Origin of the sequence: Pseudomonas carassii (genome assembly GCF_036324045.1) — a bacterium.
GTDB lineage: Bacteria > Pseudomonadota > Gammaproteobacteria > Pseudomonadales > Pseudomonadaceae > Aquipseudomonas > Aquipseudomonas peradeniyensis.
Map to the genome: position 1 here is coordinate 67265 of NZ_JAZDCT010000014.1, position 21845 is coordinate 89109.

The following is a 21845-nucleotide window of genomic DNA, read 5'->3' on the forward strand; positions in this document are numbered from 1 at the left end:
CTTGTTACCGCGTTCATTCTTCGTCCTGGCGCACAGCCGCGGGCTGCTCGCCCAATCCCAGCCGCCGAGCGGCCCAGCGCTCATAAAGGCCGATGGCCACGTCGGCGCCGGCCATGGCGGTAAGGCAACCGAAGGCGCTGGCACTCCAGATCGACATGCCGCTGGCGTACAGCAGCATGACCGTCGACACCCCGCAGACCATGCAGGCCCCGGAGCGCAGCGCCAGCCGCCTGAGCAGCCCCCAGCCGCGGGCACCGGCCTTGTCGGCGCGCCACATCTCGCCGGAAAGTCCGCCCAGCAATGCCAGGAGGATCACCAGCCAGAGCGGCATCTCCAGCAACGTCTGTTGCTCGTTCGTCACGTTCCTGTCTCCTGTGTGTTGCCCGCCAGCGATAGGCCGGCGGATCGTGATTGGCTTGACTCGGCATTCCAAAAAGCCCGCTCTGCAGGCTTTTCAGTAATGCGCGGTGTAACCGCCGGCCACGACTGGTGACGCCGTGCGGTTGCGCTTCAAATTGGTGACTCCGACCGCGGCTGCCTGCCCGCCGGATAACTGATCGTGGTGCTTTACGCTGCACACCCGGGCCAGTTGCCAACCCTCTGAACAGTCGAGGCCTGTTCATCGCTGCCTGTATCTCAACCGGTTTGCGTCCGGCTTGGGGTACATTTTATGCATTCATGCATATGCAGTCAATGCACAAATTCATTTTTTTATGCATCAGCTTTTGCTCCTATGCATGGAGGCCTGATCTGACGTGGGTGTAGGGGATTTCTGAGGACGAAAAAAAACCCGCCGGAGCGGGTTTTTATCGAGGGCTTGGGATCAACGGGCGTACATGCCCCACCAGAAGACGTGGCCGAGAAGGCTGATCTGTTCTTCCTGCATCTGCTGGAAGCTGTAGTCCTCGTCGGGGTGCTCGTCGCGGTTGAAGCTGCGCAGGCGAATGCCGGTAGGCAGGCGGTACACCTGTTTCACTCGCAGCTGGCCATTGTGGTTGATGGCGTAAAGGTCACCGTCGATGATGTCGCCGATGGTGCTTTTACCGGTATTGACCCCGACCGTGGCGCCATCGCGCAGCACCGGCAGCATGCTGTTGCCGCGCACCGTCACGCACTTGGCGTTGTCGAACTGCACGCCATTGTGGCGCAGGCTGCGTTTGCCGAAGCGCAAGCGAGCGTTCTCGCTTTCCTCGATGACGAATCTTCCTGATCCTGCTGCCAACTCGACCTCACGAAGAAAAGGAACGGACACCTCGTCGTCCTCGACGGGGGTTTCATCGTCCCACAGGCTGATATCGCTCAGCGCCGCATGGCCCTGGGCGAGCGGGGCCGCGTCGCGGGACTCGCCCAGTTCGACACGGCCGCGCAACTGGTCGGTGCTCACGCCGAAGTACTCGGCGATCTTCGAGACGTGCTTGTCCGAAGGATCGACGATCTTCTCGCTGAGAATCCGCGACAGGGTGGATTGAGGCACGCCCGTGCGCCGATGCAGCTCTGTTGGGGACAGATCGTGGCGGGCGAGCAGTTCTCTGAGTACGGAGGCTACGTTGCGTTTTTGCATAATGCGCATAATGCAACCGCGAAAGCGCAAATGCAATGCCCCCCTGCAACGAGAAATGAATATTTGCCCCGCTCCCCGGCCATCGCTATCGTCGCGGTTCCCTCGACAAGGATCGGAAAACGGCATGGACCTCTCGCCCCGACGCCGCTGGCCCGCGCAACTGCTCACCTGGCTGATCATGGCGATCATGTTCGCGCTGAACATCCAGCATTGGCCTTCCTTTGAACAGCCCCGACGCGTCTTCAGCCGGGGCTTCGTGATGTTCTGTGTGCTGGTCGCGGTTCTGGAGCTGATTATTCTGAACCAGCTCTTCGGCCACCGGGATTGACACCCGCCACAGTCAACCTGCGCAGATTTGCCCCACCCATCCGGCCTGCGTCGACCGGAAAAAGCCTGTACCATTAGCGGTTTCGAAATTTGCCACCAGACCACCCGCTGTAAGGCCCTGAATGTCTGATCTCTCCGCACACACCCCGATGATGCAGCAGTACTGGAAGCTGAAGAACCAGCATCCGGACCAACTGATGTTCTACCGCATGGGCGATTTCTACGAGATCTTCTACGAAGATGCGAAGAAAGCCGCGAAACTGCTGGATATCACCCTGACCGCCCGCGGGCAGTCGGCGGGCCAGTCGATTCCCATGTGCGGGATTCCGTTCCACTCGCTGGAAGGCTACCTGGCCAAGCTGGTCAAGCTCGGCGAATCGGTGGTGATCTGCGAGCAGATCGGCGACCCGGCCACCAGCAAGGGCCCGGTGGAGCGCCAGGTGGTGCGCATCATCACCCCGGGCACGATCAGCGACGAGGCCTTGCTCGACGAGCGCCGCGACAACCTGATCGCCGCCCTGCTCGGTGACGAGCGCCTGTTCGGCCTGGCGGTGCTGGACATCACCAGCGGCAACTTCAGCGTGCAGGAGATCAAGGGCTGGGAGAACCTGCTGGCCGAGCTCGAGCGCATCAACCCGGTGGAACTGCTGATCCCCGACGACTGGCCACAGGGCCTGCCGGCCGAGAAGCGCCCCGGCGCCCGCCGCCGCGCCCCGTGGGACTTCGACCGCGACACGGCGCGCAAGAGCCTCTGCCAACAGTTCGCCACCCAGGACCTCAAGGGCTTTGGCTGCGACAAGCTGACCCTGGCCATCGGCGCCGCCGGCTGCCTGCTGACCTACGCCAAGGAAACCCAGCGCACCGCCCTGCCGCACCTGCGCAGCCTGCGCCACGAGCGCATGGACGACACGGTCATCCTCGATGCCGCCAGCCGCCGCAACCTGGAGCTGGACATCAACCTGGGCGGTGGCCGCGACAACACCCTGCAATCGGTTATCGACCGTTGCCAGACCGCCATGGCCAGCCGCCTGCTGACCCGCTGGCTGAACCGCCCGCTGCGCGACCTGAAGGTGCTCAAGGCCCGCCAGGATTCGATCCGCTGCCTGCTCGACGGCTACCGCTTCGAGAAGCTGCAGCCGCAACTCAAGGAAATCGGCGACATCGAGCGGATCCTCGCGCGGATCGGCCTGCGCAACGCCCGTCCCCGTGACCTGGCGCGCCTGCGCGACGCCCTCGGCGCCCTGCCCGAGCTACAGAACGCCATGGCCGAGCTGGAGGCGCCGCACCTGGCGCGCCTGGCCGCGATCACCGGCACCTACCCGGAACTGGCTGGCCTGCTGGAGCGGGCGATCATCGACAACCCGCCGGCGGTGATCCGCGACGGTGGCGTGCTCAAGACCGGCTACGACAGCGAGCTGGACGAACTGCTGGCGATCAGCGAGAACGCCGGCCAGTTCCTCATCGACCTGGAAGCCCGCGAGAAGGCCCGCACGGGCCTGGCCAACCTCAAGGTCGGCTACAACCGCGTGCACGGCTACTTCATCGAGCTGCCGACCAAGCAGGCCGAGCAAGCGCCGGTCGACTACATCCGCCGGCAGACGCTCAAAGGGGCCGAACGCTTCATCACCCCCGAGCTCAAGGCGTTCGAGGACAAGGCACTGTCGGCCAAGAGCCGCGCCCTGGCCCGCGAGAAGATGCTCTACGACGCCCTGCTCGAAACCCTGATCGAGCACCTGGCGCCGCTGCAGGACAGCGCCGCCGCCCTGGCCGAGCTGGATGTGCTGAGCAACCTGGCCGAGCGCGCCCTGAACCTAGACCTGAACTGCCCAAGCTTCGTCGAAGAGCCGTGCCTGCGCATCGACCAAGGCCGTCACCCGGTGGTCGAGCAGGTGCTGACCACGCCGTTCGTGGCCAACGACCTGGGCCTGGACAACAGCACGCGGATGCTGATCATCACCGGCCCGAACATGGGCGGTAAGTCCACCTACATGCGCCAGACCGCGCTGATCGTGCTGATGGCCCATATCGGCAGCTTCGTCCCGGCCGCCGCCTGCGAACTGTCGCCGGTCGACCGCATCTTCACCCGTATCGGTTCCAGCGACGATCTCGCCGGCGGGCGTTCGACCTTCATGGTCGAGATGAGCGAGACCGCCAACATCCTGCACAACGCCACCGACCGCAGCCTGGTGCTGATGGACGAAGTCGGCCGCGGCACCAGTACCTTCGATGGCCTGTCGCTGGCCTGGGCCGCCGCCGAGCGCCTGGCCCAGCTGCGCGCCTACACGCTGTTCGCCACCCACTACTTCGAACTGACCGTGCTGCCGGACAGCGAACCGCTGGTGGCCAACGTGCACCTGAACGCCACCGAGCACAACGAACGCATCGTGTTCCTGCACCACGTCCTGCCGGGCCCGGCGAGCCAGAGCTACGGTCTGGCCGTGGCGCAGCTGGCGGGCGTGCCGGCGGCGGTGATCCAGCGCGCCCGCGAGCATCTGGGCCGGCTGGAGACCGCCAGCCTGCCCCATGAGGCGCCGATCACGCCAACCCGCGACAACATGCCTCACGTGCCGCACCAGAGCGACCTGTTCGCCAGCCTGCCACACCCAGCCATCGAGAAGCTGGGCAAGCTGGACCTTGACGACATGACGCCACGCCAAGCTATCGAAATGCTATATCAACTGAAAAACCTGTTATAACGGCCCACCGCGCAAGCTGGTAGAATCCGGCGCGGTTTGCGAGCACTGCAGGTTATTAGCCTGGCCTGCAGCCAGCACCGTGAACCGCGCTGCCCTGGTAAGGAAGGGCAAGCTGCCGTCGCCTGAGGAGAGAATTAGAAATGACCTTCGTCGTCACCGACAACTGCATCAAATGCAAGTACACCGACTGCGTGGAAGTCTGTCCGGTGGACTGCTTCTACGAAGGCCCGAACTTCCTGGTGATTCACCCGGACGAGTGCATCGACTGTGCGCTGTGCGAGCCGGAGTGCCCGGCCCAGGCGATTTTCTCGGAAGACGAAGTGCCGTCCGGCATGGAGAACTTCATCGAGCTGAACGCCGAGCTGGCGGAGATCTGGCCGAACATCACCGAGAAGAAAGACGCCCTGCCGGACGCCGAAGAGTGGGACGGCAAGACAGGCAAGATTGCCGACCTGGAGCGCTGATAGCGCCCAGTTGCGAAAAAGGCCCGAAAGGGCCTTTTTTCATTTCCGACGGGCAAAAAAAGGGGCGGTTTGACCCGCCCACATTTTTTCCGTAGTCCCTGTATGTCCCAATCATCATCCTGATGAATCGCGTCCCGCGATGTCCCTGGCCGTCATCCTTGAAAGCCTGTGTCTGTCCCTTGACACAGTTCGAATACTAGCGATTCCTCGGTACGGAACAAGCGGCGAATATCTCAGGATGATTCAGGCGACACATCTTTTGATATTTAGAAAATTCATATATTTCATATGGTTAGAAAAAGTACGCCACTGAAAACGACATTGATTTACTGATCCCTACAGCGATCGCTTACATGACGAGTAAGCGAATGCTTACATGCGATGCTACGAGGGTGGAGAAATAAATACTTCGCAGGGGACCAGAGCAGGCTATGGGGTTGGGGCTAAGGGCCAGACCTTTCAAGGAGGTGTTGATGATTAGCATCTGGCTTGGACTTGCCGGGGTCGCTTCGCGACCCTTTCGCGACACAAGGCCGCTCCTACAGGGTACACGGTCGCCTGTAGGAGCGGCCTTGCCGAGGCGTCGGACCGGAAGGACGAATTCGCAGGGCAAGCAGGTTTTGCGTCCAGCCCCGAAAAGCAGCGTGGGAGCGGGCTTGCCCCGCGATGGCGTCAGATCGGCCAATGAAATTGGCTTCTGCGCTAAAAACGCAAACGCCCCGAACACGTCGGGGCGTTTGCCTGGTGCACGTCAGTGACTACTGGAACAGCGACTCGCTGGACAGGCCATTCTTCTCGAGGATCTCGCGCAGACGCTTGAGGCCTTCGACCTGGATCTGCCGTACGCGCTCGCGGGTCAGGCCGATCTCCAGGCCGACATCCTCGAGGGTGCTGCTTTCATGCCCACGCAGGCCGAAACGCCGCACCACCACCTCGCGCTGCTTGTCGGTCAGCTCGCCCAGCCACTGGTCGATGCTCTGCGACAGGTCGTCATCCTGCAGCAGCTCGCATGGATCGGTGGGGCGATCGTCGGTGAGCGTGTCGAGCAGCGTCTTGTCGGAGTCAGGGCCGAGCGAGACATCCACCGAGGATACCCGCTCGTTCAGGCCGAGCATACGCTTGACCTCGGCCACCGGTTTCTCCAGCAGGCTGGCGATTTCTTCCGGCGACGGCTCGTGGTCGAGCTTCTGCGTCAGCTCGCGGGCAGCGCGCAGGTAGACGTTGAGCTCCTTGACCACGTGGATGGGCAGGCGAATGGTGCGGGTCTGGTTCATGATCGCCCGCTCGATGGTCTGGCGGATCCACCAGGTCGCGTAGGTCGAGAAGCGGAAGCCCCGCTCAGGGTCGAATTTCTCCACCGCACGGATCAGGCCCAGGTTGCCTTCCTCGATCAGGTCGAGCAACGACAGGCCACGATTGACGTAACGGCGGGCGATCTTGACCACCAGGCGCAGGTTGCTTTCGATCATGCGCTTGCGACCAGCCGGGTCGCCTTTTTGCGACAGGCGCGCGAAATGCACTTCTTCCTCTGGCGAAAGCAGGGGCGAGAAGCCGATTTCATTGAGATACAGTTGAGTGGCATCAAGTGCGCGACTGTAGTCGATGTACTTGTGCTGCTTTAGCGACGCGCCCTGTTTCGACTTGGTCCGAACCGAAGGTACAGCAGGTTCGTCTGACACCACATCCGTTTCCAAAACGATGCCAGTCTCCATGAGAAGGAGGTCATCGTCGATGTCAAACTCCGGCACTTCTTTACTGAGAGCCATTGTTATAGTCCTTTGCTGAGTTCGAACTCAGACTCGAGCGTCACCCTTCCATGGCAGCGCTGGAGCCTGTCCCCTCTACATCCAAGGAACAGGCCGGGACAATGATCAACGGCGTGGCAGGAACTGGAGAGGATCGACGGGTTTGCCCTGGCGGCGAATCTCGAAATGCAGCTTCACCCGATCAGTGCCCGTGGACCCCATTTCTGCGATCGTCTGCCCTGCCTTGACCTGCTGCCCCTCCCGAACCAAAAGCCTGCGGTTGTGACCGTAGGCACTGACGTAGGTATCGCTGTGTTTGATGATGATGAGCTCGCCATAGCCCCTCAAGCCACTGCCGGCGTAGACCACCGCTCCATCAGACGCAGCAAAAACAGGCTGTCCCAAATCACCGGCGATATCAATGCCTTTATTCAAACTACCGTTTGAAGCGAATTTACCAATCAACACGCCGTTCGCCGGCCACGTCCAACCGCCGACGGCGCGCTCTGCGGCGGGCACCTGGGCAACCGTTTGCGAGGTGGTGGAAGAGGCAGTAGTGGCACTTTTGCCATTACTGGTCGCCGGCGCGGTGGTCGCGACCGGTCGGCGGATGACGGTGGTCTTGCTCGACGAAGAAGGGCTGCTGACAACCGTGGTGCTGCCCCCCGCGCCGCTGCTGAAACGAATAGGCTGGCCCGGACGAATGGTGTAGGGGGCGGGAATGTTGTTGCGCGCCGCCAGCTCCTTGTAGTCCCAACCATAGCGGAAGGCGATAGAGAACAGCGTGTCACCGGGCTTTACGATGTATTGCCCCGAAGTGACGGTCGGGCGCTTGGGCGCGGCGTTGTTGCGATCGACCACGCGGGCGCCATTTGAGCTGGTGCTGGAACAGCCAGCCAGCAGGGTCCCCATGGCCAGCGCAATCACCAGAAGCTTCAATACCGACCGTTCCTTGCGCTGCCGCATGCCTGTGTGACCCACCCGCGCTCCCCTCATGCTGTCAAATAATGACGATACAAAATGCAATATTGTTTCAATTATAACCGAGCCACCCCGCCAGGGGTGACTCGCAATTGGCCTGATCGGTGTACGAAAAACGCCACGCCAGATAGACAGGGGCCAGGCGCAAGAATTCGTCGCCGGCGCAAATATTCCGTTGTGCCGCTCAGGCCAGCGGGCCGTTGAGCAGGGGCACGAAGCGCACGGCCCCGAGCACCCGGCGCGAGAAGCCATGTTCTTCACGCACGATCAGCATCAGTTGCTGGGTCTCCCCCGCCGGACCGACCGGGATCACCATGCGCCCGCCCGGCGCCAGCTGGTCGAGCAGTGCCTGGGGCACTTCGGGTGCAACCGCAGTGACGATGATGCCGTTGTACGGCGCCAGCGCCGGCCAACCTTCGCAGCCGTCGCCCCAGCGGAACACCACGTTGCGCAGGTTGAGCTCGACCAGGCGCTCCTTGGCCCGGTCCTGCAGGACCTTGATCCGCTCAACCGAAAACACCCGTTCCACCAGTTGGGCCAGGATCGCCGTCTGGTAACCCGAGCCGGTGCCGACCTCCAGCACCTTGTCCAGGGGCCCGGCCTCCAGCAACAGCTCGCTCATGTGGGCGACCATGAACGGCTGGGAGATCGTCTGGTTGTGGCCGATCGGCAGCGCCGTGTCCTCGTAGGCTCGATGGGCCAGGGCTTCATCGACGAACAGATGGCGCGGGGTACGGCGAATGGCCTCGAGCACCTTGGCGTTCGACACGCCTTCTTCGCAGAGGCGCTGGATCAGCCGCTCCCGGGTACGCTGGGAGGTCATGCCGATGCCGCGACGCTGCAGATCGTCCTGTTCGCGCATCAGAGCACGCCCTCCAGCCAGCCGTCGAGGCGCTCGAAGGCATCGTTGAAGGTGCGGTCCAGCTGCAACGGCGTGATCGACACGTAGCCTTGCATCACCGCATGGAAATCGGTGCCCGGCCCGCCATCCTCGGCATCGCCGGCCACGGCGATCCAGTAGCCTTCCTTGCCGCGCGGGTTGACCACCTTGGTCGGCGCCGCGGCACGCGCCCGGTGCCCCAGGCGGGTAAGCTGGATGCCACGTATGTGCTCCAGCGGCAGGTTGGGGATGTTGACGTTGAGCACGGTGCGCGGCGGCAGCTCCAGGCGCGATTGCGCCTCGACCAGGCGCCGGGCGATGTAGGCAGCGGTCGGCAGGTTGTCGGGCAGGCGCGACAAGAGCGAAAAGGCCAGCGAGGTGCCGCCGAGGAAACGCCCTTCCAGCGCGGCGGCGACCGTGCCGGAATACAGCACGTCATCCCCCAGGTTGGCGCCCAGGTTGATGCCGGACACCACCATGTCGGGGGTTTCCGGCAACAGGCCATTGAGCCCCAGGTGCACGCAGTCGGTGGGCGTGCCGTTGAGGCTGATGAAACCGTTGGCCAGGGTCTGCGGGTGCAGCGGCCGGTCGAGCGTCAGCGAACTGCCGGCGCCGCTCTTGTCTTGATCCGGGGCAATCACCACGCACTCGGCGTAATCAACCAACGCTTCATGCAGCGCGGCGATGCCGGGTGCGGTAACACCGTCGTCATTCGAAATCAGAATACGCATGGGCTGTCCGTCTGCCCTGCCGGCACCAGATCGACGAGTTCGCGCACCACCACGGTGGCGAAGCATCCGGCCGGAAGGACGAATTCCAGTTGCAGGATATCAGGCTCGGGATAATGCCACGACAGACGCCCAATAGGGAGCCGCAGGATGCGCCGTTCGTGATCCATGCCCGCTCGCGCCAGCCATTGGCACAATGCCGGATGGCGGGCGGCGACTTCGCTCTCGAGCGCCTGGGTCGCGCCGGCGCAGGGCGATTGCCCCTCGCCCCACAGCGGACCGGTGGGGTGCAGGTCGAGAATGGCCAGGCGCGGATCGCTGCACTCGGCCTCCCCCGCCGGGAAGAAACTGCGGCTGTCGGTGAACGCCAGCAAGTCGCCGACCTGGGCGCGCTGCCAGCTGCCATCGGCCACCCGAGCCGCCAGCACCTGGTTGAACAGGTAGCTGCGCCCGGCCGACAGCAGCCGCGAGCGCACGTTGCGCTGCTCGGGCAGCGCCTGGCGGGCGGCCCAGTCCTGGGCGTCGTGCACGTTGCCGCCGCCATGGCCGAAGCGCTGGCTGCCGAAGTAGTTGGGCACGCCCTGCTGCTTGAGTTGTTTCAAGCGGGCATCGAGGGCCTGATGATCGGCCTGCAGCGCGGTCAAGCGCAAGGTGAAGCCATTGGCCGAATGCGCGCCACGCTGAAGCTTGCGCTGGTGGCGCACCTGCTTGAGCACCCGCAGGGTGTCGTCCTCGGCGCGGGACAGGTCGGGGTCGGCCTTGCCCGGCAGGTGCAGGCTGAACCACTGACGGGTCAGGGCCTGGCGGTCCTTGAGACCGGCATAGCTGATGGCGCGCACCGGCACGCCGGCGGCGCGGGCCAGGCGGCGGGCCGCCTCCTCGGTGTTGAGGTCACGCTTCTCGCCCCACAGCCACAGGTGCTCGCCCTGGCCGGACAGCGGGATATCGAGGACTTCATCGACCTGGAAGTCTTCGGCCACCGCCTTGAGCACCGCAGTGCCCAAGGCTTCGCCCGAGGCCCGTGGGCCCAGCAGTTCGAGTTCGGTCATGCTGGCAGCAGCAGGGCGACCGCGTGCACGGCGATGCCCTCCTCGCGGCCGGTGAAGCCCAGCTTTTCTTCGGTGGTGGCCTTGACGTTGACCTGGTCGAGTTCGACCTGCAGGTCTGCGGCGATCTGCTGGCGCATGGTCTCGATATGCGGGGCCATTTTCGGTGCCTGGGCGACGATGGTGGCGTCGACGTTGCCAACCTTCCAGCCCTTGTCGCGCACGACGGCGACCACGTGGCGCAGCAGAACACGGCTATCGGCGCCCTTGAACTGTGGGTCGGTGTCGGGGAAATGCTTGCCGATGTCGCCCAGCGCCGCAGCGCCGAGCAGGGCATCGCTCAGGGCGTGCAGCAGCACATCACCGTCGGAGTGGGCCAGCAGGCCGAACTTGTGGGGGATACGCACCCCGCCCAAGGTAATGAAATCACCGTCGCAGAAACGGTGGACATCGTAGCCGTGGCCAATACGCATAGAAAAACGCCCTGATTGAGTCAGGGCGTGATTCTACCTGCTTTCATGCAGTATTGGGCCGCTCAGCCATCGACCTTTAAACCCTGCCCAGCGCCACCGCATGATGACGCAGGTGTTCCTCGATGAAGCTGGCGATGAAGTAGTAGCTGTGGTCATAGCCCGGCTGCAGGCGCAGGGTCAGCGCGTGGCCACCCTTGCGCGCTGCCTGCTCCAAGGCTTGCGGCTTGAGCTGCTTGTCGAGGAAGTCATCGCGATCGCCCTGGTCCACCAGCAACGCCGGGCACTGCCCGGCCTCGGCCAGCAACGCGCTGGCGTCCCACTCGCGCCAGCGCGCACGGTCCTCGCCCAGGTAGCGGGAAAACGCCTTCTCGCCCCAGGGGCAATCCATCGGGTTGCTGATCGGCGAGAACGCCGACACCGAACGATAGCGCCCGGGGTTGCGCAGGGCGCAGACCAGCGCGCCGTGTCCGCCCATCGAGTGACCACTGATGCTGCGCTGGTCGGACGCCGGGAAGTGCGCCTCGATCAGGGCCGGCAACTCCTCCACCACGTAGTCGTGCATCCGGTAATGCTGGGCCCAGGGCTGCTGGGTGGCGTTGAGGTAGAACCCCGCGCCCAGGCCGAAGTCCCAGGCGCCATCCGGATCGCCTGGCACCTGCTCGCCACGCGGGCTGGTATCCGGAGCGACGATGATCAGCCCGAGCTCCGCGGCCAGGCGCTGGGCGCCGGCCTTCTGCATGAAGTTCTCGTCGGTGCAGGTCAGGCCGCTGAGCCAGTACAGCACCGGCAGCTTCTCGCCCTGCTCGGCCTGGGGCGGCAGGTAGACGGCGAACACCATGTCGCAGCCGAGCACCTTGGAGCTGTGCCGGTAACGCTTGTGCCAGCCGCCAAAGCTCTTCTGGATGGAAATGTTTTCCAGCGTCATGGCCGCGCCCTCAGAAGTGGATCACGCTGCGGATGCTCTTGCCTTCGTGCATCAGGTCGAAGGCCTTGTTGATGTCCTCCAGACCCATGGTGTGGGTGATGAAGGTATCCAGCGGAATCTCGCCCTTCTCGGACATCTCGACGTAGCTCGGCAGCTCGCTGCGACCTCGCACGCCACCGAAGGCCGAACCGCGCCAGACGCGACCGGTGACCAGCTGGAACGGACGGGTGGCGATTTCCTGGCCGGCACCGGCGACGCCGATGATCACCGACTCGCCCCAGCCCTTGTGGCAGCACTCCAGCGCCGCGCGCATCAGTTGCACGTTGCCGATGCACTCGAAGGAGAAATCGACGCCGCCGTCGGTGAGGTCGACGATCACTTCCTGGATCGGGCGGTCGTAGTCTTTCGGGTTGATGCAGTCGGTGGCACCCAGCTGGCGGGCGATCTCGAATTTGGCCGGGTTGATGTCGATGGCGATGATGCGCGAAGCCTTGGCCTTGACCGCACCAATCACTGCCGACAGGCCGATGCCGCCGAGGCCGAAGATGGCCACGGTGTCACCCGCCTTGACCTTCGCGGTGTTGAGTACCGCGCCGATACCGGTGGTCACGCCGCAACCGAGCAGGCAGACCTTCTCCAGCGGGGCTTCCTTCTGGATCTTGGCCACGGAGATTTCCGGCAGCACGGTGTACTCGGAGAAGGTCGAGGTGCCCATGTAGTGGAACAGCTGCTGGCCCTTGTAGCTGAAGCGAGTAGTGCCGTCGGGCATCAGGCCTTTGCCCTGGGTGGCGCGAATGGCCTGGCACAGGTTGGTCTTGCCCGACAGGCAGAATTTGCACTTGCCGCATTCCGGGGTGTACAGCGGGATCACGTGGTCGCCGACCGCCACCGAGGTGACGCCCTCGCCTACTGCTTCGACAATCGCACCACCCTCATGGCCGAGGATCGACGGGAAAATGCCTTCCGGGTCGGCGCCGGACAGGGTGTAGGCATCGGTGTGGCAGACCCCCGAGGCGACGACGCGCAGCAGCACTTCGCCGGCCTTGGGCATGGCCACGTCCACCTCGACGATTTCCAGGGGTTTCTTGGCCTCGAAGGCGACGGCGGCGCGGGACTTGATCATCAAAGGTCTCCAGAAAAGGGGGCGGTTACTGGCTGCCAGTGTAATTCACCGCCTTTTGATGAATAATCCAGGCGTTCACAAAACATTATTGCCATGCAGGGATAATCAATGAGCAGTCGCTGGGAGGGCATCGACGAGTTCGTCGCGGTGGCCGAATCGGGCCAGTTCACCGCCGCCGCCGAACGCCTGGGGGTGTCGTCCTCGCACATCAGCCGGCAGATCGCCCGCCTGGAGGAACGCCTGCAGACTCGCCTGTTGTACCGCAGCACGCGGCGGGTGACCCTGAGCGAAGCCGGGCAGACCTTTCTCCAGCACTGCCAGCGCCTGCAGGATGGCCGTGAGGAGGCGCTGCGCGCCATGGGCGACCTGGCCAGCGAACCCAAGGGCCTGCTGCGCATGACCTGCGCGGTGGCCTATGGCGAACGCTTCATCGTACCGCTGGTGACGCGCTTCATGGCGCAGTACCCGCAGTTGCGGGTCGAAGTGGAGCTGAGCAACCGCACCCTCGACCTGTTGCACGAAGGCATGGACCTGGCGATTCGCCTGGGGCGTTTGCAGGACTCGCGGCTAGTGGCCACGCGCCTGGCGCCACGGCGCATGTACTTGTGCGCGTCGCCAGCCTACCTGGAGCGCTATGGGCGGCCGCACAGCCTGTCGGAGCTGGCGCGGCACAACTGCCTGGTGGGCAGTTCGGACCTGTGGGCGCTGCAGCAGGAGGGCCGCGAGATCAGCCAGCGGGTGCAGGGCAACTGGCGCTGCAACAGCGGCCAGGCGGTGCTGGATGCGGCGCTGCAAGGCATGGGGTTGTGCCAGTTACCGGACTACTACGTGCTCGAGCATTTGCACAGCGGGGCGCTGGTGTCGTTGCTGGAAGGGCATCAGCCGCCGAATACGGCAGTGTGGGCGTTGTATCCGCAGCAACGGCATCTGTCGCCGAAGGTGCGCAGGTTGGTGGATTACCTGAAGGAAGGGTTGGCAAAGTTACCGGAGTATCGCAGCACTCCCCTGTAGGAGCGGGCTTGTCCCGCGAAGCAGCCAGTGCGTGGCATGGCACCGGCATTGTCGGTGTTCGCGGGGCAAGCCCGCTCCTACAGAGGTAGTGCCAGGTCGGCACTCAGCGGCGGCCGGCCCACCGCTGGCGCAGCCACTCCAGGTCTTCCGGCCGGGTCACCTTGATATTATCGCTGCGCCCTTCGACCAGGCGCGGCGCATAACCGGCCCATTCGATGGCCGACGACTCGTCGGTGACCGCCACATCGGACACCAGGCACTCGGCCAGCGCCCGATGCAGCATGCCGAGGCGGAACATCTGCGGGGTATAGGCCTGCCAGACGGTGCTGCGATCGACCGTGGCCGTCACCCTGCCCTCGCCGTCGGCACGCTTGAGCGTGTCCCGGGCGGGAACGGCGAGCAATCCACCGACGGGATCTTCAGCCAGGGCTGACAGCAACTTGTCCAGATCGCTGCGCGCCAGGTTCGGCCGCGCAGCATCGTGCACCAGCACCCAGTCGTCATCCGATGCGCCTTGGGCGTGCAGCAGCAACAGCGCGTTGAGCACCGAATCGGCGCGCTCGCAACCGCCCGGGGCGCGCTGGATGCGCGGATCGCTGGCGCAGCGCAGGCCGGGCCAGTAAGGGTCTTGTTCGGCAATACTGACCACCACGCCCTTGAGCATGGGATGGTCGAGGAAACAGTCGAGGCTGTGCTCGAGAATCGTCTGCCCGCCCAGTTGCAGGTACTGCTTGGGCCGATCGGCAGCCATGCGGGCACCGACGCCCGCGGCGGGAATCACGGCCCAGAAGGCCGGCAGTTCATTTGTCATTTCTGCGGCAGCTGGTAGAGGGTTTCGCCCTCCTTGACCATCCCCAGTTCATGACGAGCCCGTTCTTCCACGGTCTCCATACCTTTCTTCAACTCCAGGACTTCAGCGTCGAGCACGCGATTGCGCTCCAGCAGGCGCTCGTTTTCCGCATGCTGGTCGGCGATCTGCTGCTTGAGTTCGGTCACTTGCGCCAGGCTGCCATTGCCTACCCAAAGGCGATATTGCAGGCCGCCGAGCAGCAGGAGCAGGACGAGGAACAACCAATAGGGACTGCGCATGAAGATATCCAGGGTAAAAAAGGCCGCCGCAGCGAGCTTCCGATAGCACGAAGCCTGGCCGAGGCCAGGCTTCGTCGACAGAAACCCGTGGAAACGACCGAACGATCAGTGCGAACGTTCAGCCGGCCCCGGCTGCTGCCTTTTTACCATCTCTTGCTCAGCCGCGAAACTCGGCACGGCCGCGATATACAGCCTTGGCGCCCAGTTGCTCTTCGATGCGCAGCAGTTGGTTGTACTTGCTGACGCGGTCAGAACGGCACAGAGAACCGGTCTTGATCTGGCCGGCGGCGGTACCCACGGCCAGATCGGCGATGGTCGAGTCTTCGGTTTCACCGGAACGGTGCGAGATCACCGCGGTGTAGCCGGCGGCCTTGGCCATCTGGATGGCTTCCAGGGTCTCGGTCAGCGAGCCGATCTGGTTGAACTTGATCAGGATCGAGTTGCCGATGCCCTTCTCGATGCCTTCCTTGAGGATCTTGGTGTTGGTCACGAACAGGTCGTCGCCGACCAGTTGCACCTTGGCACCGATCTTGTCGGTCAGGATCTTCCAGCCGGCCCAGTCGGACTCGTCCAGGCCATCTTCGATCGAGATGATCGGGAAGCGCTCGGTCAGGCCCTTCAGGTAGTCGGCGAAGCCTTCGGCGTCGAACGACTTGCCTTCACCGGACAGGTTGTACTTGCCGTCTTCATAGAATTCGGAAGCCGCGCAGTCCAGGGCCAGGGTCACGTCGGTGCCCAGCTTGTAGCCGGCCTTCTCGACGGCTTCGGCAATGGCTGCCAGGGCGTCTTCGTTGGAAGCCAGGTTCGGCGCGAAGCCGCCTTCGTCACCAACGGCGGTGTTCAGGCCACGGGCCTTCAGCACAGCCTTGAGGTGGTGGAAGATCTCGGTGCCCATGCGCAGGCCGTCGGAGAAGGTCTTGGCGCCAACCGGCTGCACCATGAACTCCTGGATGTCGACGTTGTTGTCGGCGTGCTCGCCGCCGTTGATGATGTTCATCATCGGCACCGGCATGGAGTACTGACCCGGGGTGCCATTGAGGTTGGCGATGTGGGCGTACAGTGGCAGGTCCAGGTCCTGGGCAGCGGCCTTGGCGGCGGCCAGGGACACGGCGAGGATGGCGTTGGCGCCCAGCTTGGCCTTGTTCTCGGTACCGTCCAGCTCGATCATGGCGCGGTCCAGGGCTTTCTGGTCGGCCGGGTCCTTGCCCAGCAGCAGGTCGCGGATCGGGCCGTTGATGTTGCCGACGGCCTTCAGCACGCCCTTGCCCAGGTAACGGCTCTTGTCGCCATCACGCAGCTCCAGCGCTTCGCGCGAGCCAGTGGAGGCACCCGACGGCGCGCAGGCGCTGCCGATGATGCCGTTGTCGAGCAGTACATCGGCTTCCACGGTGGGGTTGCCACGCGAATCGAGAACTTCACGACCTTTGATGTCGACGATCTTTGCCATTGTTGTAAGCACTCCAGAATTGACGAAAACAACGCAGCTTTTGGGAATTCTTGCCGTTCACCAGGCGACATGGCACGGGCAGGCCTGGCGAAGGGAGCCCCTGACCGACAGGTCAGGGGTGGAACGGGCGGTACTTTACCCGAGAAACGAGCTTTACGCGGTTTCTACCGTCGGAAAACTTTTCACCAGGTCGTCCAGTTGCTTGAGCTGGGCCAGGAACGGCTCCAGCTTGTCCAGGCGCAGGGCGCACGGACCATCGCACTTGGCGTTGTCCGGATCCGGATGGGCCTCGAGGAACAGGCCCGCCAGGCCCTGGCTCATGCCAGCCTTGGCCAGGTCGGTGACCTGGGCGCGGCGACCACCGGCGGAATCGGCGCGACCACCCGGCGTCTGCAGCGAGTGGGTCACGTCGAAGAACACCGGATACTCGAACTGCTTCATGATGCCGAAGCCGAGCATGTCCACGACCAGGTTGTTGTAGCCGAAGCTCGAACCTCGCTCACAGAGGATGAGCTGGTCGTTGCCGGCCTCGACGCATTTGGCGAGGATGTGCTTCATCTCGTGGGGCGCCAGGAACTGCGCCTTCTTGATGTTGATCACGGCACCGGTCTTGGCCATGGCCACGACCAGGTCGGTCTGGCGCGACAGGAAGGCCGGCAACTGGATGATGTCGCAGACCTTGGCCACCGGCTCGCACTGGTAGGGTTCGTGCACGTCGGTGATCACCGGCACGTTGAAGGTCTGCTTGATCTCCTCGAAGATCTTCAGGCCTTCTTCCATGCCGGGGCCGCGGTACGAGTTGACCGACGAACGGTTGGCCTTGTCGAAGCTGGCCTTGAACACGTACGGGATGCCGAGTTTCTCGGTCACCCGCACGTACTCCTCGCAGACCTTCAGGGCCAGATCACGGGACTCCAGGACGTTCATGCCGCCGAACAGGACGAATGGCTTGTCGTTGGCGATCTCGATGTTACCGACGCGAATGATCTTCTGAGTCATGGATCAGGCCTTGTTCTTCTGTGCCAGGGCAGCCTTGACGAAGCCGCTGAACAGCGGGTGGCCGTCACGCGGGGTCGAGGTGAATTCCGGGTGGAACTGGCAAGCGACGAACCATGGGTGGTCCTTGGACTCGACCACTTCGACCAGCGCGCCGTCTTCGGAACGGCCGGAAACCACCAGCCCAGCGTCGACCAGCTGCGGCAGCAGGTTGTTGTTGACCTCGTAGCGGTGACGGTGACGCTCGGTGATCACGTCCTTGCCGTAGCAGTCGTGAACCTTGGAGCCGGCCGCCAGCTGGCAGTCCTGGGCGCCCAGGCGCATGGTGCCGCCCAGGTCGGAGGCTTCGGTACGGGTCTCGACCGCGCCGGTGGCATCGGCCCACTCGGTGATCAGGCCGACGACCGGGTGGCCGCTGTTGCGGTCGAACTCGGTGGAATTGGCGTCTTTCCAGCCCATCACGTTGCGGGCGAACTCGATCACGGCCACCTGCATGCCGAGGCAGATGCCCAGGTACGGGACCTTGTTCTCACGGGCGTACTGCACCGCGGTGATCTTGCCTTCCACGCCGCGCAGGCCGAAACCGCCCGGGACCAGGATGGCATCAGCGCCTTCGAGCAGGCTGGTGCCCTGGTTCTCGATGTCTTCGGAGTCGATGTAGCGCAGGTTGACCTTGGTACGGTTGGTGATGCCAGCGTGGCTCATCGCTTCGATCAGCGACTTGTACGCGTCCAGCAGCTCCATGTACTTGCCGACCATGGCGATGGTCACTTCCTGCTCAGGGTTGAGCTTGGCGTCGACGACCTTGTCCCACTCGGACAGGTCGGCGCTGTTGCACTGCAGGCCGAAGCGCTCGACGACGAAGTCGTCCAGGCCCTGGGCGTGCAGTACGCCTGGGATCTTGTAGATGGTGTCGACGTCTTCCAGCGAGATCACCGCACGTTCTTCGACGTTGGTGAACAGCGCGATCTTGCGACGCGACGAGGCATCGACCGGGTGGTCGGAGCGGCAGATCAGCACGTCTGGCTGCAGGCCGATGGAGCGCAGCTCCTTGACCGAGTGCTGGGTCGGCTTGGTCTTGGTCTCGCCGGCGGTGGCGATGTACGGGACCAGGGTCAGGTGCATCAGCATGGCGCGCTTGGAGCCCACTTCGACGCGCAGCTGGCGGATCGCTTCGAGGAACGGTTGCGACTCGATGTCGCCCACGGTGCCGCCGATCTCGACCAGCGCGACGTCGGCATCGCCGGCGCCCTTGATGATGCGACGCTTGATCTCGTCGGTGATGTGCGGGATGACCTGGATGGTCGCGCCCAGGTAATCACCACGGCGCTCCTTGCGCAGCACGTGCTCGTAGATACGACCGGTGGTGAAGTTGTTGTTCTGGGTCATCGTGGTGCGGATGAACCGCTCGTAGTGGCCCAGGTCGAGGTCGGTCTCGGCGCCGTCGTGGGTGACGAACACTTCACCGTGCTGGAACGGGCTCATGGTGCCCGGGTCGACGTTGATGTACGGGTCCAGCTTGAGCATGGTGACCTTCAGGCCCCGCGCTTCCAGGATGGCCGCCAGGGAAGCCGAGGCAATGCCTTTCCCCAATGAAGAAACAACACCGCCCGTGACGAATATGTAGCGCGTCATGAAAAACCCTAGAAGTCTGCGTTAAGGCGGCATGCGCCGCCGGAGAAAGCGAAGGAAGGCCGAAGCCCCCGATCACCTGCGTCAATCACAGTGCATCTCGAAAAACTGCCGCGTCTGTACAGACCAGGGGTATCCCCGGCATGGAGCTCGCTCGTCATTTTAAGAAATCAGCCCAGCAAAAAACTGCTTGGTAATCGGCAACTCCTGTGTTTTTGCGCAACCCACAGAAGTTGTATCAAGAAGGGAGGGTAGTCTACCCGAATGTACCCTTCAGCTCAAACCTTGCACGCTCGTCGGCGGCTGCCAGTGCAACTGGCAATCCGCCAGCTCCAGCTCGGGCAGGTTGGCCACCGCCAGCAACTGCTCGCCGCGATACAGCAGCGGCAGGCGCGGACGCACGAAGTGCGGGACCTGCAGTTCATTGAGCAGACGCTTGAGATCGCGCCGACCGCGGCCGGGCAATAGCATGATCTCGCCGCCCTGGCGGTAGCGGATGTGCAGGCCTTCACCCGGCAGACCTGATGTAAGGCGCACGCAGCCATTGCCCGGTAGGTGCAAGGGTTGCGCGGTGTCCAGCCAGGGGTAATCACCCGACACCTCAGCCAGCCAATCGCCACTCAGCCACCAGATACGCCCATGGCTGCGGTGCAGCTCGCCATCGGTCAGGCGCCAGATCGGGCTGGCATCGGCCGCCGCGTCGCGCAGATCGTTCCAGCCGGCCCAGTGGCGGCTGTCGGGCAAGCGGGTACGCTGGCTGAGCCAGAACTGTAAGGCATTGCGCTGGCGCGCCGGGGTTAGCGCGGTGAGTGCCGCAAGGCTCAGAGAATCCAATCCAGACCAGGGCAGCGGCGCGTTGTCGCAGGCGTGTGCCAGGTCGCTGGCGGCCAGTTCGTCCAGCAGCCCCAGCGCCTCGCCCAGGTGTTCCGCGCTGCGCGCCAGATTGGCTTCGGCCTGGGGCCAGCGCTGGCGCAGCATCGGGAAAACCTCGCCACGGAGGAAGTTGCGAGCGAAGGTGGTGTCGCTGTTGGAAGGGTCGTCGACCCATACCAGCCCGTGCCTGTCGGCGTAAGCCTGCAACTGCTGGCGCGACAGCCCCAGCAACGGGCGCACCAGGCTGCCCTGCCCTAGCGGCCGCTGTTGCGGCATGGCGGACAACCCACGCAGGCCGGCGCCGCGCAGCAGGCGAAACAGTAGGGTTTCGGCCTGATCGTTACGGTGCTGGCCGGTGAACAGCACCTCGCCTGCGCCCAGCCGTTTTTCGAAGGCGCCGTAGCGGGCATTGCGGGCCGCCTGTTCGAGGCTGGCACCGGGGGCGACCTGAACGGGGACCACATCGAGTTCGACACCCAGGGTGGCACACACCGCTCGGCAGTGATCGGGCCAGGTATCGGCGGCGGCTTGCAGGCCGTGATGGACATGGATCGCGCGCAGGGGCGGCGTTGAATGGTGGCGGGCGTATCCGGCGAGCTGGTGCAGGAGGACGGTGGAGTCCAGGCCGCCGGAGAAGGCGACGTACCAGGCGGGGGCATTGAGCCAGGGGGTGAGGTTGAGCATCAGGGCCTCACAGGACTTGAGATCGCCGGGGGCGCTTTGCGCCCCTTTCGCGACACAAGGCCGCTCCTACAGGATGGCGCCAGTTTCGAATACTGCGCAATCCTGTAAGAGCGGCCTTGTGTCGCGAAAGGGCCGCGAAGCGGCCCCCGGAATCCATCAGAGGCCGTAGCTCATCAGGCGATCGTAACGGCGCTTGAGCAGCGCGTCGTTGTCGAGCTTGCCGAGCATGTCCAGCTGTTCGATCAGGTCGGCGCGAACGCTTGCCGCCATCTTCGCCGGATCACGGTGGGCGCCGCCCAGCGGCTCCGGGATGACCTTGTCGACGATGTTCAGGCTCTTCAGGCGCTCGGCGGTGACACCCATGGCCTCGGCGGCATCAGCCGCGCGGTCGGCGGTCTTCCACAGGATCGAGGCGCAACCTTCCGGCGAAATCACCGAGTAGGTGGAGTACTGCAACATGTTCAGCTGGTCGCACACGCCGATGGCCAGTGCGCCGCCGGAACCACCCTCACCAATCACGGTGGCGATGATCGGCGTCTTCAGGCGCGCCATCACACGCAGGTTCCAGGCGATGGCCTCGCTCTGGTTGCGCTCTTCGGCGTCGATGCCCGGGTAGGCGCCCGGGGTATCGATGAAGGTCAGGATCGGCATCTTGAAGCGCTCGGCCATTTCCATCAGGCGGCAGGCCTTGCGGTAGCCTTCAGGACGCGGCATGCCGAAGTTGCGGCGTACCTTCTCGCGTACTTCACGGCCCTTCTGGTGACCGATGACCATGACCGGCTTGTCGTTCAGGCGCGCGGTGCCACCGACAATCGCGGCGTCGTCGGCAAAGTGACGGTCGCCGTGCAGCTCCTCGAACTCGGTGAAGATGTGGTCGATGTAGTCGAGGGTGTACGGACGGCGCGGGTGACGGGCCAGGCGGGCGATCTGCCAGCTGGTCAGGTTGCCGAAGATGCTCTCGGTCAGGGTGCTGCTCTTGTCCTGCAGACGGGCAATTTCATCGCTGATGTTCAGCGAGTTGTCGTTGCCCACCAGGCGCAGCTCTTCGATCTTGGCTTGCAGGTCGGCAATCGGCTGTTCGAAATCGAGGAAATTCGGGTTCATAGGCTTCCGTCTTGGGTCTACGGCCAGGCGGCCGGCCGGTTGATCCGTTTGGCGCCCTAC

At 63.9% G+C, this 21845-nt stretch carries 21 protein-coding genes; 4 read left to right on the plus strand and 17 right to left on the minus strand.

The window, feature by feature from the left end; translation table 11 throughout:
- Positions 1 to 13 precede the first annotated feature (13 nt).
- Together V0R62_RS12665 and V0R62_RS12670 are read right to left on the minus strand one after the other, a co-directional pair.
- Positions 14 to 361 carry a phage holin family protein gene (locus V0R62_RS12665; protein WP_186714660.1) on the minus strand — a complete coding sequence of 116 codons (348 nt, stop codon included), beginning with the start codon at positions 359 to 361 and terminating at the stop codon, positions 14 to 16.
- A 462-nt stretch (positions 362 to 823) separates the two neighbouring features.
- Entirely contained in the window at positions 824 to 1570 is a 747-nt protein-coding gene (locus V0R62_RS12670) for a LexA family transcriptional regulator (protein ID WP_186714661.1), read from the minus strand.
- A 115-nt stretch (positions 1571 to 1685) separates the two neighbouring features.
- Between V0R62_RS12670 and V0R62_RS12675 the strand changes: the two genes are divergently transcribed.
- The 3 genes from V0R62_RS12675 to fdxA all read left to right on the plus strand — a co-directional run bounded on the left by V0R62_RS12675 (position 1686) and on the right by fdxA (position 5048).
- A complete protein-coding gene (locus V0R62_RS12675; RefSeq protein ID WP_330103946.1) occupies positions 1686 to 1889 on the plus strand; it encodes a hypothetical protein in 204 nt (67 codons plus the stop codon).
- A gap of 121 nt (positions 1890 to 2010) precedes the next feature.
- Positions 2011 to 4584: a DNA mismatch repair protein MutS gene (gene mutS, locus V0R62_RS12680; protein WP_330103947.1), complete on the plus strand. Its 2574-nt coding sequence runs from the start codon at positions 2011 to 2013 to the stop codon at positions 4582 to 4584.
- A 140-nt stretch (positions 4585 to 4724) separates the two neighbouring features.
- Positions 4725 to 5048, plus strand: coding sequence for a ferredoxin FdxA (gene fdxA / locus V0R62_RS12685; protein WP_050704429.1), 324 nt, complete (start codon positions 4725 to 4727; stop codon positions 5046 to 5048).
- A gap of 758 nt (positions 5049 to 5806) precedes the next feature.
- Here the strand turns inward: fdxA and rpoS are convergent.
- The 8 genes from rpoS to V0R62_RS12725 all read right to left on the minus strand — a co-directional run bounded on the left by rpoS (position 5807) and on the right by V0R62_RS12725 (position 12949).
- Positions 5807 to 6814 (minus strand): RNA polymerase sigma factor RpoS, encoded by a 1008-nt coding sequence (gene rpoS, locus V0R62_RS12690; protein ID WP_011535249.1) that lies wholly within the window; start codon positions 6812 to 6814, stop codon positions 5807 to 5809.
- 105 nt (positions 6815 to 6919) lie between these two features.
- Positions 6920 to 7774: a peptidoglycan DD-metalloendopeptidase family protein gene (locus V0R62_RS12695; RefSeq protein WP_050704428.1), complete on the minus strand. Its 855-nt coding sequence runs from the start codon at positions 7772 to 7774 to the stop codon at positions 6920 to 6922.
- Positions 7775 to 7958: 184 nt separating this feature from the next.
- Positions 7959 to 8597 carry a protein-L-isoaspartate(D-aspartate) O-methyltransferase gene (locus tag V0R62_RS12700; RefSeq protein WP_330103976.1) on the minus strand — a complete coding sequence of 213 codons (639 nt, stop codon included), beginning with the start codon at positions 8595 to 8597 and terminating at the stop codon, positions 7959 to 7961.
- A gap of 38 nt (positions 8598 to 8635) precedes the next feature.
- A complete protein-coding gene (gene surE / locus V0R62_RS12705; RefSeq protein ID WP_050704427.1) occupies positions 8636 to 9385 on the minus strand; it encodes a 5'/3'-nucleotidase SurE in 750 nt (249 codons plus the stop codon).
- On the minus strand, positions 9373 to 10431 hold the full coding sequence (truD, locus tag V0R62_RS12710) for a tRNA pseudouridine(13) synthase TruD (protein WP_330103948.1): 1059 nt from the start codon (positions 10429 to 10431) through the stop codon (positions 9373 to 9375). Before truD ends, surE begins: the two co-directional genes overlap by 13 nt.
- Complete coding sequence (gene ispF / locus V0R62_RS12715; RefSeq protein ID WP_028690655.1) at positions 10428 to 10901, minus strand: 2-C-methyl-D-erythritol 2,4-cyclodiphosphate synthase; 474 nt, start codon at positions 10899 to 10901, stop codon at positions 10428 to 10430. Before ispF ends, truD begins: the two co-directional genes overlap by 4 nt.
- A 76-nt stretch (positions 10902 to 10977) precedes the next feature.
- Positions 10978 to 11826 carry an S-formylglutathione hydrolase gene (gene fghA, locus V0R62_RS12720; protein WP_330103949.1) on the minus strand — a complete coding sequence of 283 codons (849 nt, stop codon included), beginning with the start codon at positions 11824 to 11826 and terminating at the stop codon, positions 10978 to 10980.
- Between the two features lie 10 nt (positions 11827 to 11836).
- On the minus strand, positions 11837 to 12949 hold the full coding sequence (locus V0R62_RS12725) for an S-(hydroxymethyl)glutathione dehydrogenase/class III alcohol dehydrogenase (RefSeq protein ID WP_013971270.1): 1113 nt from the start codon (positions 12947 to 12949) through the stop codon (positions 11837 to 11839).
- 108 nt (positions 12950 to 13057) lie between these two features.
- Between V0R62_RS12725 and V0R62_RS12730 the strand changes: the two genes are divergently transcribed.
- A complete protein-coding gene (locus V0R62_RS12730) occupies positions 13058 to 13960 on the plus strand; it encodes a LysR substrate-binding domain-containing protein (protein WP_330103950.1) in 903 nt (300 codons plus the stop codon).
- 103 nt (positions 13961 to 14063) lie between these two features.
- Here the strand turns inward: V0R62_RS12730 and ispD are convergent, their stop codons facing one another.
- From ispD to V0R62_RS12765, 7 genes are all read right to left on the minus strand, one after another.
- Positions 14064 to 14771: a 2-C-methyl-D-erythritol 4-phosphate cytidylyltransferase gene (gene ispD, locus V0R62_RS12735; protein WP_330103951.1), complete on the minus strand. Its 708-nt coding sequence runs from the start codon at positions 14769 to 14771 to the stop codon at positions 14064 to 14066.
- On the minus strand, positions 14768 to 15049 hold the full coding sequence (gene ftsB, locus V0R62_RS12740) for a cell division protein FtsB (protein WP_011535259.1): 282 nt from the start codon (positions 15047 to 15049) through the stop codon (positions 14768 to 14770). Before ftsB ends, ispD begins: the two co-directional genes overlap by 4 nt.
- 157 nt (positions 15050 to 15206) lie before the next feature.
- Positions 15207 to 16496: a phosphopyruvate hydratase gene (gene eno, locus V0R62_RS12745; protein ID WP_050704422.1), complete on the minus strand. Its 1290-nt coding sequence runs from the start codon at positions 16494 to 16496 to the stop codon at positions 15207 to 15209.
- A gap of 153 nt (positions 16497 to 16649) precedes the next feature.
- Positions 16650 to 17495, minus strand: a complete 846-nt coding sequence (gene kdsA, locus V0R62_RS12750) for a 3-deoxy-8-phosphooctulonate synthase (protein ID WP_028690660.1) — start codon at positions 17493 to 17495, stop codon at positions 16650 to 16652.
- 3 nt (positions 17496 to 17498) lie between these two features.
- A complete protein-coding gene (locus tag V0R62_RS12755; RefSeq protein WP_050704421.1) occupies positions 17499 to 19127 on the minus strand; it encodes a CTP synthase in 1629 nt (542 codons plus the stop codon).
- 270 nt (positions 19128 to 19397) lie between these two features.
- Complete coding sequence (gene tilS, locus V0R62_RS12760; protein ID WP_330103952.1) at positions 19398 to 20681, minus strand: tRNA lysidine(34) synthetase TilS; 1284 nt, start codon at positions 20679 to 20681, stop codon at positions 19398 to 19400.
- A gap of 156 nt (positions 20682 to 20837) precedes the next feature.
- Complete coding sequence (locus V0R62_RS12765) at positions 20838 to 21785, minus strand: acetyl-CoA carboxylase carboxyltransferase subunit alpha (protein ID WP_186714672.1); 948 nt, start codon at positions 21783 to 21785, stop codon at positions 20838 to 20840.
- Positions 21786 to 21845 lie beyond the last annotated feature (60 nt).

Excerpts from the sequence above, each read along its gene's own strand:
- V0R62_RS12670 (WP_186714661.1), bottom strand. The coding sequence starts at position 1,570 with ATGCGCATTATGCAAAAACGCAACGTAGCCTCCGTACTCAGAGAACTG.
- V0R62_RS12675 (WP_330103946.1), top strand. The coding sequence starts at position 1,686 with ATGGACCTCTCGCCCCGACGCCGCTGGCCCGCGCAACTGCTCACCTGG.
- mutS (WP_330103947.1), top strand. The coding sequence starts at position 2,011 with ATGTCTGATCTCTCCGCACACACCCCGATGATGCAGCAGTACTGGAAG.
- fdxA (WP_050704429.1), top strand. The coding sequence starts at position 4,725 with ATGACCTTCGTCGTCACCGACAACTGCATCAAATGCAAGTACACCGAC.
- rpoS (WP_011535249.1), bottom strand. The coding sequence starts at position 6,814 with ATGGCTCTCAGTAAAGAAGTGCCGGAGTTTGACATCGACGATGACCTC.
- V0R62_RS12700 (WP_330103976.1), bottom strand. The coding sequence starts at position 8,597 with ATGACCTCCCAGCGTACCCGGGAGCGGCTGATCCAGCGCCTCTGCGAA.
- surE (WP_050704427.1), bottom strand. The coding sequence starts at position 9,385 with ATGCGTATTCTGATTTCGAATGACGACGGTGTTACCGCACCCGGCATC.
- truD (WP_330103948.1), bottom strand. The coding sequence starts at position 10,431 with ATGACCGAACTCGAACTGCTGGGCCCACGGGCCTCGGGCGAAGCCTTG.
- ispF (WP_028690655.1), bottom strand. The coding sequence starts at position 10,901 with ATGCGTATTGGCCACGGCTACGATGTCCACCGTTTCTGCGACGGTGAT.
- fghA (WP_330103949.1), bottom strand. The coding sequence starts at position 11,826 with ATGACGCTGGAAAACATTTCCATCCAGAAGAGCTTTGGCGGCTGGCAC.
- V0R62_RS12725 (WP_013971270.1), bottom strand. The coding sequence starts at position 12,949 with ATGATCAAGTCCCGCGCCGCCGTCGCCTTCGAGGCCAAGAAACCCCTG.
- V0R62_RS12730 (WP_330103950.1), top strand. The coding sequence starts at position 13,058 with ATGAGCAGTCGCTGGGAGGGCATCGACGAGTTCGTCGCGGTGGCCGAA.
- ispD (WP_330103951.1), bottom strand. The coding sequence starts at position 14,771 with ATGACAAATGAACTGCCGGCCTTCTGGGCCGTGATTCCCGCCGCGGGC.
- ftsB (WP_011535259.1), bottom strand. The coding sequence starts at position 15,049 with ATGCGCAGTCCCTATTGGTTGTTCCTCGTCCTGCTCCTGCTGCTCGGC.
- eno (WP_050704422.1), bottom strand. The coding sequence starts at position 16,496 with ATGGCAAAGATCGTCGACATCAAAGGTCGTGAAGTTCTCGATTCGCGT.
- kdsA (WP_028690660.1), bottom strand. The coding sequence starts at position 17,495 with ATGACTCAGAAGATCATTCGCGTCGGTAACATCGAGATCGCCAACGAC.
- V0R62_RS12755 (WP_050704421.1), bottom strand. The coding sequence starts at position 19,127 with ATGACGCGCTACATATTCGTCACGGGCGGTGTTGTTTCTTCATTGGGG.
- tilS (WP_330103952.1), bottom strand. The coding sequence starts at position 20,681 with ATGCTCAACCTCACCCCCTGGCTCAATGCCCCCGCCTGGTACGTCGCC.
- V0R62_RS12765 (WP_186714672.1), bottom strand. The coding sequence starts at position 21,785 with ATGAACCCGAATTTCCTCGATTTCGAACAGCCGATTGCCGACCTGCAA.